The sequence below is a fragment of the Halobacillus sp. 12SKB genome, from assembly GCF_052941655.1.
In genome coordinates, this window is the sequence record NZ_JBRFWR010000001.1 from 3344747 (window position 1) to 3361273 (window position 16527).

A 16527-nucleotide genomic window follows, 5' to 3' on the forward strand; every position below is an offset into this window, starting at 1 on the left:
CATTTTAACACATTTTTCATCCAATTTCTTCTCTTATTCGTCTGATTCTGTCTTTTGTACCGTAGAAATGCTTTTGTAGCCATTCTTTTTCACTAAAATGACATCAGCTCCAATATTCACAATTTGGTCCCACGGGATTGTCATTTCTTCTTCCTTCCCGAAAAGGCCCATCGCTTTCCCTTTCAAAGTAAGGACGAGTCCCTTGAGCCGACCCCTTTGTGTATCTATATCAAGATCGCTTATATATCCTAGACGTTCCCCTGTTTCCATCGCAATGACATCTTTCATCTGCAGTTCCGTGATTTTCATTTCTCCTCACTCTCCTTATTCCCACTATATGCATAGAATCAACAATTTAGAAAACAGAGAAAACGATTCCACCCATTTACTCAAAACCTTAATAAAGTATATGGGAGGTTTGTGGAAGACTCAGACTCGAGATGTTTCAGGGGTTCGTTGCCTTGTGGAGCGTCTCGGTTGGCTGGGAAGCTACTCGCTTTCCTGTGGGGGAGTGCCGAGCTTCCTCGGACTTCGTCCTGCGGGATCTCGCCTATCTCCTTTCTCCCACGGGAGTCTCGCAGCTTCCCAGCCAATCCATTCTTCGTATGCGGGTAACGAACCCCTACACCGGGGGAGACTGCCTTCCACTACCCTGGTGTTATATGCATAAAGCGCTCTATAACAAGCTTTTCACGTGCAGAATATCGTACTTAGGGGATTATTCCTCTCCAATTACCAAGTGTATGAAAGCAGTATCTTCCGGAAGTGGTTTCGAGGTAATCATATGGCAAAGGGGCGGAGGGGGATGGCGAGACTCCTGCGGGAAAAAAGTGCATGGTGAGACCCCACAGGACGCAGTCCGAGGAGGCTCACCGCGCTCCCGCGGAAAGCGAGTTATTCCCCGTAGCCCCCATCCACTCAACAAACGTCTCGAAACTGAGTCTTCAACAAACGGGAGCGTTTGTTGAAGAAAAGGGAGTTCGGGCATTAAAAAAAGCTTCTGCGTGGGCAGAAGCTTAAGGGTTCATTGGAACATGGATGAATTCATTTCTTTGATCGCCGCTTTTTCTAAACGCGACACTTGAGCTTGCGAAATGCCGATTTCCTCAGCGACTTCCATTTGCGTTTTCCCTTGGAAGAAGCGTTTCGTCAAAATCATTTTCTCTCGGTCATTCAGTTGCTTCATTCCTTCTCTTAGCGATAGTTCATCGAGCCACACCGAGTCTTTTTCCCGGTCATCTTTCAGCTGATCCACAACGAAAATCGGATCACCACCGTCATTATAGATCGGTTCGAAAAGGGATACGGGATCCTGGATGGCATCCATCGCGAAGACTACATCTTCGTGCGGGACTCCCATACGTTCAGCAATTTCATGAGGAGCCGGATCTTTACTCGTCTCACTGATCATTTTCTCACGCATCTGCAAAGCTTTATAAGCTGTGTCGCGCAAGGATCTGGAAACACGAATCGGGTTGTTGTCTCTTAAGTACCTGCGAATTTCCCCAATGATCATGGGTACAGCGTAAGTAGAAAATTTAACATTGTGGCTTAAATCAAAATTATCAATGGATTTCATGAGACCAATGCATCCAACCTGGAACAAATCGTCTCCATACTCTCCGCGATTGTTAAAACGCTGAATAACGGATAGGACGAGGCGGAGGTTGCCATTTACCAGCTTTTCTCTTGCCTCCAACTCTCCACTTTGCAAGCGTTCAAACAGGTCTCTCATTTCTGCATTTTTCAGTACCGGAAGTTTTGATGTATCTACGCCGCATATCTCTACTTTATGTCGTGTCAATGTAAGACCCTCCCAGGAAGCTGTAATCAGTTCTCAGTATCTCCCTGGGTGGGAAAATTATGCATCACAGAGTCGTCAGCTGTTAGACCATTTTGTCGAATTCGCGTTGCAGCCGGCGGATGATTTTCTTTTCAAGCCTTGATATATATGACTGTGAGATGCCCATCATGTCTGCCACATCTTTTTGTGTTTTTTCTTTTTTCCCAATTAATCCGAAGCGAAGTTCCATGATTTGTTTTTCACGATCATTTAATTGTTCAAGCGCCGATTTGAGTAATTTCTTATCGATTTTCTTTTCGATGCCTTTCGTAATTAAATCTTCATCTGTTCCTAAAATATCAGATAGTAAAAGTTCATTTCCGTCCCAGTCCACATTCAAAGGCTCATCAAAGGATACTTCTGTTTTCAACTTATTGCTTTTTCTAAGGTGCATGAGTATTTCATTTTCTATACAGCGGGAAGCGTAAGTCGCAAGTTTGATTTTCTTTTCCGGATCAAACGTGTTCACTGCTTTGATAAGTCCAATCGTCCCAATACTAATTAAATCTTCTATGTTCAACCCCGTGTTTTCAAACTTCCTGGCGATATAAACGACAAGTCTTAAATTCCGCTCAATGAGCATCGCGCGTGCCGCTTTATCCCCTTTAGGAAGAAGTTCAAGCAATTCTCTCTCTTCTTCTCTGGATAATGGTGGTGGCAGGGCTTCACTTCCACCAATGTAATAAATCTCATCTTGTTTAATTCCAAGCTTCATAAGTAAGCGATAATACCAGAGCCGCGCTTTAAAGAACCATTTGAACATGGAATCCCCCTCCTGAAATCACGCTGATTTGCCTTTAACCATCAAGTGCGGATGTATGAGCATTTGATAAAGTCGATCATGTGTTAAATCCTGTTGCTGCACCCCTAATAGAGGAGCTTTCATTTCCAAATTCCCTGCCTCCGTTTTGACCGTGATTTTATCCACCACTAACGTCACAAGTAACTTTCCAGCAACACCTGCCGCCTGATAAGGAACAAGCCGTACTGAGGACTGAATCTCATCCGGTAAGTCCGCTAAGGCGGTTACTACATGATCCACTTCAAGCTGCTGGACCTGTTCCTTTGATAAAAATTGTTCCCATAAAAAAGAGTCGGCGAGAAAGACCATTTTCCGACTGACCGGATCCACGAGCTGGTTTCCGCTGTCTACTAAACCTTTGCAATGGGCGGTCATTCCATTCCACTCTACTGTCACATCATAAATATCCTCAAGCTTCATCTTATGGACGCTCACTTGATTCAATCGCCATTTTGTAAAAACAAAGGAACACGGAAAACCAATGATTACAAACAACCAACTGACCGGGTCTCCATAACCACCACTGAATGTTACGATTGAACCCCCTTGTAAGCTGATCTCTGTGGCAAGAAAATAATGAACTCCCATCATGCTTCCACCTATGGCGAAGGTAATAAAATAAAAACTGATCCACTGGACAAAAAATGCTCGGAGAGAGGTGTAGGAAAAGGCCACCCAGATGATGAATATCGAAAAAAAGATTTTCCCGAAACTTCCTACAAGCCAGGAATCCGGCATATAAATGGTAATCGGGACAATCGTAGAGGCGACAAACGCCCCAGCGGCCATTCTAATTTTCGATGATTTCGCTCTCGTAATCCCCTGCGTAAGCGATAAGATCATGCCATCCATCAAAAGGTTAAGCAACCAGACAGCATCAAGATAAATGATCCTCTCTCCCCCCTTCTCTTTATCTGCTGTACTGAAAAGTATAAGCCCGTCCGGTTAAAAAGTCTGTCACAATCTGAACCACACGCTAGCAAGTTTTGTAGAAGGATGGAAAGATATCTTTATTCCACAAACGCTCCCGAATGTGGAATACTCAGTTTCGAGACGTTTGTTGAGTGTATGGGGACTGCGGGGAATAGCTCGCTTTCCGCGGGAGCGCGGTGAGCCTCCTCGGACTGCGTCCTGTGGGGTCTCACCCTGCACTTTTTTCCTCTTCGATATCCGGTTCCGGCGCCTAGCGGCTAGTGAGACTTCCCTCGCTTCTGTACGATAAGTCAACATCGAATCACTCCGTTCTTCGTGTTTTCTTTATCTCCGCCAGCTCAGTCCAGTCCATACGCCGCTGATCGAGGCGCCTGCACACTTAAGTTAGGAGTCTCGCCATTCCCCTCCGTCCACTTGCCGGAAGAAATTCTCGAAACTACCTTCCAGCAATAGGAGCTTTTATGGTTGAAGCCTATGTCAACGCGGTTTATGCAGGATTTAAAAGAGTTTTAGGCAGGGTACTATAAGAGGGATTTCGAGAACCTCATATGGCAAAGGGGCGGAGGGAAACGGTGAGACTCCTGTGGGAAGTACGTGGTAGATGAGACCCCGCAGAGCGTTAGCTCGAGGAGGCTCATCACTCGCCCACGGAAAGCGAACCTTTTCCCGGAGCCCCTAAACCCACACAAACATCTCGAAATCAAGTCTTCCACAATCCTGCCATTATGTTTAATAAATGGGTGATGGTGAAAGGAAATAAAAACCCGCCACACGGGAATGTGTGACGGGTTTGGATGGTTATTATCGGCGACGGTTGCGGTTACGCAGGAACGTCGGGATATCAAGCGTGTCTTCTTCTTGATTCGGTTTGTTCTGTGGTTGTGGCGGAGCTTGACGACGAGGAGGTTGCTCTTCCCGTACGTTACGCTCCGGCTGTTGTTGTTCTACTTGCTTTTGCTGGTTCACAGGGTTAACGGTTGGACGCTTTTTCTGCTGACCCTGAGCAATTTGTGCTTCATCGAAACCTGTTGCAATAACAGTAACAACGATTTCATCTTTCAGGTTTTCGTTGATCACAGAACCGAAGATGACGTTTACTTCCTGATCTGCTGCAGAGGTTACGATATCCGCTGCTTCCTGAACTTCATAAAGGCTCAAGTTGGCACCACCGCTGATGTTCATCAGGACACCGTGTGCACCGTCAATGGAAGTTTCGAGTAATGGAGAGGAGATCGCCTTTTTGGCTGCTTCAGCTGCACGATTTTCTCCTGTCGCAATTCCGATTCCCATAAGGGCCGATCCTTTGTCGACCATGATTGTTTTCACGTCGGCAAAGTCTACGTTGATCAATCCTGGTACCGCAATCAAATCGGAGATACCTTGTACACCTTGACGAAGGACGTTATCCGCTTCACGGAACGCTTCAAGCATTGGCGTATTCTTATCTACGATTTCAAGCAAACGGTCGTTCGGGATGACAATCAGTGTATCAACCGCGCCTTTAAGGCTTTCTGTACCTCCGCTTGCTTGTGTAGAACGCTTACGTCCTTCAAACGTGAATGGACGAGTGACAACCCCGACAGTAAGAGCGCCTAGTTCTTTAGCTACTTGGGCAATGACGGGAGCAGCACCTGTACCTGTTCCGCCTCCCATTCCTGCAGTTACGAAGACCATGTCTGCACCTTGAAGGGCTTCTTCGATTTGTTCTTTACTTTCTTCCGCAGCTTTACGACCGACTTCCGGATTCGCACCTGCACCAAGTCCGCGAGTCAATTTTCCACCAATTTGCATTTTAACTTCTGCTTTTGAAAGATTAAGCGCTTGTGCATCCGTATTGACGGCGATGAATTCGACGCCTTGGACACCATGCTCAATCATACGGTTAACGGCGTTACTTCCGCCGCCACCTACTCCGATTACTTTAATCGTTGCTAGTTGGTCCATGCTTGTATCAAAATCTAACATCTTACGTTCCTCCTAATACACGAGATTACAAGATTTATTGGTTCGTCCGTCCCTTGACCGACTCAAACTTGTTCATTAATCAAAGAAATACTTCAAGAGATTACTGAAGCCTGATTCTTTTTTCTTCTCTGGTTTCTCTGTTTCTTCTTTCGGCTGTTGCTTTGTCGCACGTTTTTGCTTTTTAGGTTGAGGTTTTTCTTGAAATTCTTCAGTTACAGATGGAAAGATCTCTTTGCCTTGTATTTTCGCATTACGATAGGCGAATTGCAAGATTCCTACCCCACTCGTAAACTGCGGCTCTCTTACTCCGATGTAATCCGGAATCGCGAGTCTTACGTTTGCGTGGAAAACATCCTGCGCTAACTCAAGAACACCAGGCATATTCATCGTACCACCGGTCAGTACAAAGCCTCCCGGAAGTTCGCGTACACCCATGCGCTGGATCTCCTGGGCAGCAAAGACAAAAATTTCTTCTAGTCTAGCTTCAATCATATCAGAGATTTGCAATTGATTGAATGCCTGTTGACGATTACTTCCAATAATCGTGACAGAAAAATTTTCCTCTTCATTCGCATCATCAAAAAATGCATGACCGTGTTCCATTTTCACCTGCTCGGCTTCTTCTGTAGAAGTCCTCAGGCCGATGGATAAATCTTTCGTTAAATTGTCCCCACCAAAAGGAATCATGCTCGTTCCTTTTAGATGTCCTTCCTCAAATACAGAGATCGTCGTAGAGCCACCTCCGACGTCGATAAGTGCAACGCCCAGATTCGTTTCATCACCGGATAACGAGACAGTTCCAGAAGCGAGCGGCTGCAAACAAACATCCAATACTTCCAAACCTGCTCGTTCTACACATTTCAATGTATTATGTAAAACGGTTTTGGCACAGGTAATAATCATACCTTCCATCTCAAGACGTACGCCGATCATTCCACGTGGGTCTGTGATTTCATCCTGACCATCTACAATAAACTGACGAGGAATCACATCGATAATTTCTCTTTCCGGTGGTACAGAAACCACCTGAGCAGCATCGATGACTCGTGTGATGTCTTCGTTTCCAATTTCTCTACTCTCGCTGGAAACGGCAACAACACCATGGCATGGCTGCAATTGAATGTGATTGCCATTTACACCAACAACGACCCGGTCAATTTTCATATCCACCATGCGTTCGGCCTGTTCAACCGCTGAACGGATCGAATGGACCGTTTGATCGATATCTACAATCGCACCTTTTTTCATACCGTTCGATTTAGCTGTACCTACCCCAATGATATTGAGGTTATCATTCATAATTTCTCCTATGATCACTTTGATTCGACTTGTGCCTATATCTAAACTTACTAAAATTTCATTTTGATTCACCAGTGACGCACCTCCTGTAGCAAGCCATATAAGTAGTTCAAAGCATATCGAATTCACGCTTAAAATACAATCTTTGAAATACAAACGTAAATGAATTGATATATTCCATGGGGTATATCCTTGGAATATGAGAGAAAAAACTCGTTCCTATGTTGTTTTCCACAGTGTTTCGTGAATTTCCTCTTAAATACGTTTATTTTTTTCTGAATTTTGTTAGCAATTTCTGGTCGATGACGATTCTTCTGACGATAGCAAGGTTTCTGAACAACCGGACACCGAAAGCAAAGACAGCTGCAAGATAGAGATCCACGCCTAATTGAACGCCGAGAAAGGCAAGTAATGCAGCAAGTGTAATGTTGAAAAAGAAACCGGTCAGAAACACGGTATCATCGAACGTTTTTTCTAATTGTGCCCTGATTCCGCCGAGAAGTGTGTCAAAAGCGGCCAGCACAGCAATGGATAAATAATCGGAATAGGCATCCGGGATACGGATATCCGTCAAGATACCAAGGGTCACACCGATGATCAGAAATAAAAGGGGTAACCACAAATTAACCACCAGCTTCTTCTAAAATTTCTAAATGGAGAGGGTCATCGTACTTTGGAAGCACCAACTGTTCTTTTACATCAAAAACAATTTCCATATTGTCGATGTTGAATATATCTTGAGTGGGACTTGCTTTCATGTGATCCTGCAATTTTTCTGGATCTTCCGCCAACACCTTTATGGTCAACGGGAGTGAACCGATCGGCCGATTATTCACATAGGTCGATCCATTTACATCCCTAACTGGGGAAAGATTGGTCAACCGTTCATTCCCTATGCTGATATCCTCTGCTCCGTATGTGTTCAGTTCATTCAGGAGACGACTGAGAAGATGAGGGGAAATACTGGGGAATTCCTGACCAGCAGCACTTTCATCAAAAATAGGACGGATCGTAAGTTCCACTCCTGTCCCCTTTTTTTTCTGAAGGCCTAGCTTCTTTTCCAAGGTCCCAATGGAATCTTTCAATGTCTCCACTTGTTCGCGTGACGATTGCTTCTCATAATTTCCAATGGTCTGATCGGCCATGGCAATTTTCTCTAAGAGGTCCTGCTGGTGTTCCTGCTGGGTTTTCAAATCTTCCCGCACTTCCCAAACATCTCTAGTATCTCTCATCTCTGTTTCATGGGATGTGGTCTGAAACTGAACAGCCACCATAAATCCAATCAAAAGAAATACGGTAGATAGCAGCCACTGTGTTCTACGCTTCATGTTGATCACCCTTCAGCGGATAGCCTTGCCTTCATTTCCAATTGGTTTTCCTTTGATAATTGCACCTCGACATTTTCGTTGAGAAGCTGATCGACGACACCTCTGGTCAGGTTAAGGCTGGAATAGAGAACCTCCGGGTCCCCGATCGCAGAAATGACGAACGGAGCCGGGTGTTGAACGCCGTCTACAGTAATGACCGGTCCTGTACATGCAATATAACTATCTCTCATATACCTTTGTCCATTAATGGCTATGGCCTTTGCTCCGGCACTGAGAAGTTCGTTGATCACACTGTGGATATGACTTTCGTGAACGATGTACTGATTCACTTGATCTTCATCTGGTATATACTCTGAGTCGCTCAGAACGACTTCCACCCCTTGTCCCTCAACCGGAACTTCACCATTCAGCATCTGAAGCTTCTTTTTACGTTCGACGAAGTCGGCAATCACCTGTTCACGATCGGCCATCTCATTCTCAAAGTCTTGAATTGTATGGCGCTTCTCTTTTAACTCCTCACGCAGCTGCTTGTTCCTTTTTTCCATGTCCAGCAGCTGTTGTTGATAAAAGTATTCTTTTTCCCATTGCGAATCGTTCAGTTGAACCATCTGTGGTGAACTCTTTGTCAATTGATAGCTGTAGCTGATAAGAAAGCCGGAGATGAGCAGGACAAGAGATAAAATAATTGGTTTTCCTTTACGCCTCTTCATCCGTGTTCTCCTCTTCCTCACCCGCTTCCGGGTCCTCTTGCGACTCTTCTTCCTCCGATTCAGGATATTCTTCGAAGTAGGCCCCTACATCGATATGTATGATCCCTTCAGCTCCTTCATCAAGCTGTGCAACGATGGAAGGATAAGCCGGCATTTTTTCGGCAAAACTGCGGATCGAGGCCTGCACCTGGTAGCCATCATTCATATACAGAAGGATTTGATATGGATTCCCGTCTCGAGGGTCCCAATGGATTTCCGAAATAAGACTGCTTACACTCGAAGGCAGTTCTTTTAACTCTTGAGAGATTTCCTTCAGATACGTTTCCTTATTGAACCCGACAAGGATTGGAGCATCTCCTCCTGGAAGTGCCGTTTGTCCATCCAAGCGAGATCCATTTTCAAGAATGGCATGAAAAGCACCATCCTGTTTGACGTAACCGATTCTCTCCGCTTCCTTCACTTCAATCTGAACATTGTTCGGGAAGGAACGATCGATGGAAGCAAAGGTGATTTCTTGATGCGACTCAATCTGCTGTTTCATCTCTTCTTCATCGACTCTCCAATAATTCGTGGATGTTGTGACTCCGGCAAGCTCGATGATTTCTTCCTCAGATACGTGGTACTCACCTTCCACAACTATATGACGAACATTACTGAGTGGCGACTGGAGATAGATGACCGTCGCAATCAGCAAAAATAGAATAGTCAAATACAGAATCAAACGACGATTGGCTTTTTTTCGCCTCGTCTGTTTCAATTTTGGTATGCGATCTTCTATGGAAACCACTTTTCTCTCTTCCATAACGGGCATTTCTCCTTATTGCTAGACACCCTTTACGCTGTTTGTCCTAGCTGTTTGAAAGAATGATGTTCCTCTAAAAGATGCCGAGCTTACTCTACATCTATACGATTCCCATTATATCACAAAAACAGAGTGAAATATTGATAGAGTTTTACTAGTTTCCTATCAATTTTATTACAGGAAAACCCGCATTTCGATAGGGGTCATGTGATTTCGCTAAAATGGTTTACCCATTCTTCACCTCAGCTAAACTTCCAATCAGAAATTCTTCTATATTTCCACTTCTCCTTTTGTGAAATGACTCATTTCCGAGTTTTATAGCACCTGATCCGGGTTAGAGGAAAACAGCCCCATCCGCCCTGTTTCATATTAAGAAATAAGAATTCGATCATCCGCCCAAGGTGAAAAGGAGGTCAAAATAAAAAAGCCATGGAGTCCATGGCCTTTTTATTTTGTAGAGAAACGGCTGACGCTGAGAAGTAGTCCCAGGGATGCAAGGGTCAAGGTTAGAGACGAGCCTCCATAGCTGATAAGGGGAAGCGTAATTCCTGTGACAGGAATCAGTCCTGTGACTACACTAATGTTGATCATAACCTGAATGCTGATCATTCCGACGATGCCAAGGGCAAGCAATGATCCGAAAAGGTCCGGGGCAAGGAGACTTGCACGGATTCCCCGCCATAAAAGAATAAAGAAAAGACCAAGGACGAGTAATCCGCCTAGGAATCCCAGTTCTTCAGCAAGTACCGCAAAAATGAAATCCGTCTGAGGTTCGGGCAGATAGAAAAACTTCTGCATACTGTTGCCTAACCCTAATCCCATTAACCCGCCAGGCCCAATCGCATATAGAGACTGGATGATCTGGAACCCTGCTCCTAAAGGGTCTTCCCATGGATGCAGGAAAGCGGTGATTCTTTTTATACGATAAGGAGCCGAAGCGATCAATCCAACCATACCCGCTGCTCCTGCACCGGCAATCCACATGAAATGACTGATCCGTGCCCCAGCTGTAAACAACATGACAAGGCATGTCCCTACCATAACGACACCTGTCCCCAGGTCAGGCTGAAGCATGATGAGTGCGAACGGGAACAAAATTAATGCTAGAGCTGGCAGGAAACCCTGCTGGAAAGAGTTCATGAATTTTTGGCGCTCCGATAAAAAGCGTGCAAGAAATAAGATCAAACCGAGTTTCATAAATTCTGATGGCTGGATGCTGAACATCCCCACTCCGATCCAGCTTCGTGCTCCCCCACGGACCATCCCAACCCCCGGAATGAGGACGAGCACAAGGAATACCAGGCAGATGATCATAATCATCTTCGAATGTCCATGCCATACATAGTAAGGAATTCTTGATAACACCACCATGGCAATTAAACCGGCGGTAGCAAAAAGAATCTGACGTTTGGCGTAAAACCATGGATCATCAAACTTATATTCGGACCAGATGCTCGATGAACTGTAAACCATCACGACCCCGATGATCAAAATTCCGAGTATGGCGGCAACCAACCATAAATCCGGCTTTTTTTCTTCCATAGAAAAAGCCCTACCTCCCATCTAAGTGGAAAACAGGGCTTTAGCTTGTCACACAAAGCCCTTATTAGAGCTTATGCACAGCTTGGATAAACATGTGGCCTCTTTCTTCAAAAGTACGATACTGATCCCAGCTCGCACAAGCAGGTGAGAGCAGGATGACGTCCTCTTCTTCTGAGTATTGGTATGCCTGATCAACGGCTTCCTGCATTGTTTCTACTTTGGTGACATCCTCAATACCAGCTTTCCCGGCCGTTTCGGTTAATTGGTCAGCCGTTTCTCCAAACACGACCATGGCCTTGACACCTTTCATATGAGGAATCAGTGTTTCGAAACTCGTCCCTCGATCAAGACCACCTGCAAGCAGGATGACCGGATTCTCGAATGATTTCAACGCATAAGAGGTCGCTAATAGATTCGTCGCCTTAGAATCATTGTAAAATAAACGGCCGTTTTTTTTCGTGACGAATTGCAGGCGGTGTTCTACTCCGGCAAATGTTTTCAACACCTCGACGATTGCCTCGTTGCGTATTCCATTCACTTTAACCGCTGCAACGGCAGCCAGGATATTCTGAAGGTTTTGTTCCCCCACTAATACAATGTCCTGTTTATTCATAATCGGTTCGTCATTAAAGTAAATGAACGTATCATCGGCCCAGGCGCCTTCGCCTACCTTCTTAATTGAAAAAGGAACGAGCTTCGCTTTGACATCAGGTAAAAATCGGGCAATGCTCTCATCATCCGCATTGTAGACCAGTGTGTCATCAGCCGTTTGGTTGGCCGTTATTTTCGCCTTCGCCTGATGATAATTTTCTAACGTATGGTGATAATCAAGGTGCGCTTCATAGAGGTTGAGCCACACCGCGATCTCAGGATGGAATTTCTCTGTGCCCAGCAATTGGAACGATGAAAGTTCGGTCACCATCGTTTCATCTGCCGCGGTACTTCTTGCCACCTCACAAGAGACATGACCGATATTTCCTGCAAGCGACACCTTTTGTTGATCTGCCTGAATCATTTCATGGATCAATGTCGTCGTTGTCGTCTTCCCGTTGGAGCCTGTTACGGCAACTAATGGACCCTCATGAAGGAAACTTGCCAATTCCACTTCGGTTACGATCGGAATATTCCGTACCTCCGCTTCCGCTATGACGGGATTTTCATAAGGGATGCCTGGATTCTTGACGAGGTAATCCATGTCATCCAATACGGATAATGGATGACCACCAGTAATAACCTCTGCCCCTTTTTCGATCAGTTTACGCACTTCCGGTGCATTCTGGTCAGCTTTTAGATCATTGATTCGTACTTGGATGCCACTGTCTAAGAATAATTCAGCTGCTGCTGTACCACTTTTCGCAAGCCCCAATACGAGAACTTTCTTGTATGGAAAGTTTTTTAATGTTTTCATCCGAACATCACCTCAATATAAATGCCGATTACTGCAAAGACAAGTCCAACCGCCCAGAACGTCGTCACGACACGCCACTCGGACCAGCCCTTCAATTCATAATGGTGATGAAGCGGACTCATCTTGAAGACACGTTTTCCTGTCGTCTTAAAAGAGATGACCTGAATGATGACAGACAGGGTTTCAAGGACGAACACACCGCCGATAATGACAAGAATGAGTTCAAGTTTCGTTAAGATAGCGATGATAGCAATCGCTCCACCTAAAGCAAGAGACCCTGTATCTCCCATGAAGACTTTAGCCGGATGAGCATTGAAGACAAGGAAACCGAGCAAAGCTCCAACAATAGCAAGAGAGAAAATGGTGATTTCTACATTCATCTGGCCTGTCCACGCTAAAATAGCGAACGCACCGAATGCGATCGCAGCAGTACCTGCAAGCAGACCATCCAGCCCATCCGTCAGGTTCACAGCATTTGATGCACCAACGAGCATAAACAGAATCAACAGAGCATAACCCCAGCCAAGGTCTACTTCAAAGGTTGTGCCAGGAATACTGATATACGTCGGGAAATCCGAATTTCTAAGAATAAAATAAACGACGAGCGCAATGACGATCTGACCGAGCATTTTTTGCTTGGACGTGAGGCCCAAATTCCTTTTCATTGCCACTTTAATATAATCATCCAGGAACCCAAGCAGCCCATACCCGACTAATACAAATAATACGAGGAACATTTGTGTGTTCCCAGTGTCCGGGGTGAACCAAAAGGATGCAAGGATGGTGGTGATGACCACCGCTACAATGATCATCACCCCTCCCATTGTCGGGGTTCCCGATTTTTTCTGATGGGATTCAGGTCCCTCATCCCTAATTGCCTGACCGAACTTCAACCTTCTCAAAAAAGGGATGATCATCGGCGAGATCACAACAGTGATTGCGAATGAAATAGCCATAGTGATTAGTAGTATGTATTCGTTCATGTTTAGTTCTCCTCCTTTTCCATCATCATCGCCTATCGATCAATCCACGAGATTTTCAAGTAATTCTTCTAGTTTCATTCCTCTGGAAGCTTTGATGAGTACGACGGTGTCCGCTGTTAACCCTTGACGGACGTGATGACTTAACGTTTGTTTGTTTGTAAAGTGATGCGTTTCAATGGACGGGTATTGATTCTCTACGGCATCCGTGATGGCCTTGGAATCCTGACCGATCGTATAAACCGCTTGAATCTTCTCATCAATAGCAGCGGCTACACTCTTATGAAGCGATTCTGATTGTTCTCCTAACTCGAACATATCACCTAATATTAACACTTTCCTGCTTTTAGATGTCAATTGACTGACAACTTCAATGATTGCTTTCATGGAAGTCGGGGAAGCATTATAGGCATCATTAATGATCAAGGAACCCTTATGGCCCTCATGTTTTTCAAACCGCATACCGGACATTTGCAGGTGCTGAAACCCTTGTTGGATCTCTTGTGAAGATAAACCTAAACGTTCGGCAAGAGCAATGACATATGTAGCATTTTTCACATTGTGTTTCCCGGCCATAGGCAATTCAAAAGACTGCCCACCGACTGTAAACGTACTATTCTCATCTGTCAATTGAAGAATCTCAGCTTGATAGTCAAGGGTGTTACCAAAGCCACATGTAACCGTCCAGTTTTTAGACTTTTGTTCTTGCAATAACGGCTCATCTCCATCAAGAATTAAGGCCCCTTCTTCAGAAAGACCTTCTGTGATCTCAAGCTTCGCCGCTGCGATTCCTTCTCTGGAACCGAGATTCTCGATATGGGACTCCCCGATGTTCGTTATGATGGCATAGTTTGGTTCAGCAAGCCTTGATAAAACGGAAATTTCCCCCGCACGATCCATTCCCATTTCCAGAACGACAGCTTCTGTTTCTGGATCCATGGCAAGGACAGTGAGAGGGAGGCCGATATGATTATTAAAATTACCCGCGGTCTTATGTGTTTTGTATTTGATTTGCAGAACGGATGCTGTAAGGTCTTTTGTTGTTGTTTTTCCATTTGATCCGGTGACGCCGACAACAACAGGATCCACCTTTTTCAAGTAAAAGGACGCCAACTCCTGCAGTGCCTTCGTTGTGTCTTCCACGAAAAAGACAGGGAAATCCGTAGGTGTCAGCTTCGGCAAAGGCTGGTCTTCCTGCCATAACGTTGCGACCGCTCCCTGTTTAATCGCATCTCCAAGAAAATGATGGGCATCGAAATTCTCACCCACGATCGGGACGAACAAGCTTTGCTTGGCGGTTTTTCGACTGTCGGTCATCACAGACCTGAGCTGGATCTGATCCGATGCGGCTCCTTGTTTTTTCGGAAAAAGTTTTGTAAGTTCATTGACTTCTAAAATCATGATGGATGCTCCTTCATCTCTCTTAATATCGTACGGGCCACCTCGCAATCATCAAAATGATAGCGGGTGCCTTTGATTTCCTGGTACGTTTCGTGGCCTTTTCCTGCAATAAGAACAATATCTCCTGTTTTTGCATGATGTAGTGCGTATTTAATGGCCTCTCTTCGATCCTCAATCTGTTTATAACGCCCTTTCACATGGGCGGTCATATCTCTGAAAATCTGTTTAGGGTCTTCCGTACGCGGGTTATCATTAGTAAATATGACCCGGTCTGCATAATCGACGCTTACTTTCGCCATCTCAGGACGTTTGCTGCGGTCACGGTCCCCTCCGCATCCGACGACAACCGTGATGGTCCCTTTGCATAGATCCCGAAGCGTCTGCAAAACGTTCTTCAAGGAATCAGGAGTATGGGCATAGTCGACGACAACACCGAAACCCTGCCCTTCTCTTACAGGTTCGAATCTCCCTTTTACGCCTTTGGTTTGTTGAAAGGATCGCTGAATCGTCTCTAGAGGAACGCCTGATAAAATAGCGGCACTTGCTGCAGCCAGCATATTATAAATACTAAACAGCCCCATCAATGGACTCTTTATGAAGACCGAACCGATGGGAGTCGTCATAATAAAGGCGGTACCCGTTTCAGTCATCGTGTATTCCTCTGCTTTTACATCCGCCTTTTCATAAATGCCGTAAGTCAGCAGTCCTTGTGAAGTAGAGCGGATGAATTTCTTCGCCTGAGGGGAGTCGTTATTGATGACGGCAAATTTCTCACGTTCCTTATTATACCCATTCCCCAATTGCGCGAACAATAGGGACTTTGCACGAAGATAATCATCAAAATTTTCATGATAATCCAGATGATCCTGGGTTAAATTCGTAAACACAGCAATATCAAAATCACAGCCGTACACCCTGCCTTGGTCGAGGGCATGGGAAGATACCTCCATAATCGCATGGTCGACGCCCGCCGCATGCATCTTGTGGAAATAGCGCTGCAAGGTAAGAGCGTCCGGTGTCGTGTTTTTCACCGGGAACGTCTCTCCCGCTATATTCACCTGAATCGTTCCGATGATCCCGGTCTTCTTTTTATGGTGCTGAAAAATTTCCTCCAGTAAATAGGTAATGGTCGTTTTGCCATTTGTTCCGGTCACTCCGATAACGTGGAGAGACTCTGAAGGGCACCCATAATAAGCAGCAGCTCCCATAGCAATTGCTCTTGAAGTATCATTTACAAGGACGACAGGAACAGAAACGGCCACCTCTTCTTCAGCAATGACGGCCACCGCCCCTCTTTCCACTGCGCCCTTTGCAAACCGGTGCCCATCGACATCCACTCCGCGCAGGCAGACAAACACATCGCCAGGCTCCGTCGTCCTGGAATCCATGGAGAGCCCTTTAATATGGAGGTCCGCCACTGATTTCGTCACTTTATAAAAAGGAATATATCGCAAGAGTTTCTTCATTTTCATATGTGTCACCCTTACCTGATCACAAGTTTTATTATACCAAAC

At 45.2% G+C, this 16527-nt stretch carries 15 protein-coding genes; all 15 read right to left on the minus strand.

Annotation, left to right across the window (positions count from 1 at the left end):
- Positions 1-33: 33 nt before the first annotated feature.
- Positions 34-309, minus strand: a complete 276-nt coding sequence (locus ACQ4XT_RS16670) for a YlmC/YmxH family sporulation protein (RefSeq protein WP_226589200.1) — start codon at positions 307-309, stop codon at positions 34-36.
- A 715-nt stretch (positions 310-1024) separates the two neighbouring features.
- Entirely contained in the window at positions 1025-1804 is a 780-nt protein-coding gene (sigG, locus tag ACQ4XT_RS16675; RefSeq protein WP_446854639.1) for an RNA polymerase sporulation sigma factor SigG, read from the minus strand.
- 82 nt (positions 1805-1886) lie between these two features.
- Positions 1887-2606 (minus strand): RNA polymerase sporulation sigma factor SigE, encoded by a 720-nt coding sequence (gene sigE, locus ACQ4XT_RS16680; RefSeq protein WP_089652821.1) that lies wholly within the window; start codon positions 2604-2606, stop codon positions 1887-1889.
- Between the two features lie 18 nt (positions 2607-2624).
- Complete coding sequence (spoIIGA, locus tag ACQ4XT_RS16685) at positions 2625-3578, minus strand: sigma-E processing peptidase SpoIIGA (protein ID WP_446855720.1); 954 nt, start codon at positions 3576-3578, stop codon at positions 2625-2627.
- An 801-nt stretch (positions 3579-4379) separates the two neighbouring features.
- Positions 4380-5543, minus strand: coding sequence for a cell division protein FtsZ (ftsZ, locus tag ACQ4XT_RS16690; RefSeq protein WP_089652820.1), 1164 nt, complete (start codon positions 5541-5543; stop codon positions 4380-4382).
- A gap of 75 nt (positions 5544-5618) precedes the next feature.
- Positions 5619-6914 (minus strand): cell division protein FtsA, encoded by a 1296-nt coding sequence (gene ftsA / locus ACQ4XT_RS16695; protein WP_089652819.1) that lies wholly within the window; start codon positions 6912-6914, stop codon positions 5619-5621.
- Between the two features lie 193 nt (positions 6915-7107).
- Entirely contained in the window at positions 7108-7464 is a 357-nt protein-coding gene (locus ACQ4XT_RS16700) for a small basic family protein (protein WP_089652818.1), read from the minus strand.
- 1 nt (position 7465) lies between these two features.
- Positions 7466-8170 (minus strand): DUF881 domain-containing protein, encoded by a 705-nt coding sequence (locus ACQ4XT_RS16705; protein ID WP_446854640.1) that lies wholly within the window; start codon positions 8168-8170, stop codon positions 7466-7468.
- Between the two features lie 5 nt (positions 8171-8175).
- Complete coding sequence (locus ACQ4XT_RS16710) at positions 8176-8880, minus strand: DUF881 domain-containing protein (protein WP_446854641.1); 705 nt, start codon at positions 8878-8880, stop codon at positions 8176-8178.
- Positions 8867-9682, minus strand: a complete 816-nt coding sequence (locus ACQ4XT_RS16715) for a cell division protein FtsQ/DivIB (RefSeq protein ID WP_446854642.1) — start codon at positions 9680-9682, stop codon at positions 8867-8869. Before ACQ4XT_RS16715 ends, ACQ4XT_RS16710 begins: the two co-directional genes overlap by 14 nt.
- Positions 9683-10129: 447 nt before the next feature.
- Positions 10130-11224: a stage V sporulation protein E gene (gene spoVE / locus ACQ4XT_RS16720; protein ID WP_446854643.1), complete on the minus strand. Its 1095-nt coding sequence runs from the start codon at positions 11222-11224 to the stop codon at positions 10130-10132.
- A 64-nt stretch (positions 11225-11288) separates the two neighbouring features.
- Positions 11289-12632, minus strand: a complete 1344-nt coding sequence (gene murD / locus ACQ4XT_RS16725) for a UDP-N-acetylmuramoyl-L-alanine--D-glutamate ligase (protein WP_446854644.1) — start codon at positions 12630-12632, stop codon at positions 11289-11291.
- Positions 12629-13615: a phospho-N-acetylmuramoyl-pentapeptide-transferase gene (gene mraY, locus ACQ4XT_RS16730; protein ID WP_160912582.1), complete on the minus strand. Its 987-nt coding sequence runs from the start codon at positions 13613-13615 to the stop codon at positions 12629-12631. Before mraY ends, murD begins: the two co-directional genes overlap by 4 nt.
- Before the next feature lie 39 nt (positions 13616-13654).
- A complete protein-coding gene (locus ACQ4XT_RS16735; protein WP_446854645.1) occupies positions 13655-15013 on the minus strand; it encodes a UDP-N-acetylmuramoyl-tripeptide--D-alanyl-D-alanine ligase in 1359 nt (452 codons plus the stop codon).
- Positions 15010-16485, minus strand: coding sequence for a UDP-N-acetylmuramoyl-L-alanyl-D-glutamate--2,6-diaminopimelate ligase (locus ACQ4XT_RS16740; protein WP_446854646.1), 1476 nt, complete (start codon positions 16483-16485; stop codon positions 15010-15012). The genes ACQ4XT_RS16735 and ACQ4XT_RS16740 overlap by 4 nt, the downstream gene beginning before the upstream one ends.
- Between the last annotated feature and the right edge of the window lie 42 nt (positions 16486-16527).

Bases quoted from the DNA above. Each gene is read 5' to 3' on its own strand.
- ACQ4XT_RS16670 (WP_226589200.1), bottom strand. From the start codon at position 309: ATGAAAATCACGGAACTGCAGATGAAAGATGTCATTGCGATGGAAACA.
- sigE (WP_089652821.1), bottom strand. From the start codon at position 2,606: ATGTTCAAATGGTTCTTTAAAGCGCGGCTCTGGTATTATCGCTTACTT.
- ftsZ (WP_089652820.1), bottom strand. From the start codon at position 5,543: ATGTTAGATTTTGATACAAGCATGGACCAACTAGCAACGATTAAAGTA.
- ACQ4XT_RS16705 (WP_446854640.1), bottom strand. From the start codon at position 8,170: ATGAAGCGTAGAACACAGTGGCTGCTATCTACCGTATTTCTTTTGATT.
- ACQ4XT_RS16710 (WP_446854641.1), bottom strand. From the start codon at position 8,880: ATGAAGAGGCGTAAAGGAAAACCAATTATTTTATCTCTTGTCCTGCTC.
- ACQ4XT_RS16715 (WP_446854642.1), bottom strand. From the start codon at position 9,682: ATGGAAGAGAGAAAAGTGGTTTCCATAGAAGATCGCATACCAAAATTG.
- spoVE (WP_446854643.1), bottom strand. From the start codon at position 11,224: ATGGAAGAAAAAAAGCCGGATTTATGGTTGGTTGCCGCCATACTCGGA.
- murD (WP_446854644.1), bottom strand. From the start codon at position 12,632: ATGAAAACATTAAAAAACTTTCCATACAAGAAAGTTCTCGTATTGGGG.
- mraY (WP_160912582.1), bottom strand. From the start codon at position 13,615: ATGAACGAATACATACTACTAATCACTATGGCTATTTCATTCGCAATC.
- ACQ4XT_RS16735 (WP_446854645.1), bottom strand. From the start codon at position 15,013: ATGATTTTAGAAGTCAATGAACTTACAAAACTTTTTCCGAAAAAACAA.
- ACQ4XT_RS16740 (WP_446854646.1), bottom strand. From the start codon at position 16,485: ATGAAAATGAAGAAACTCTTGCGATATATTCCTTTTTATAAAGTGACG.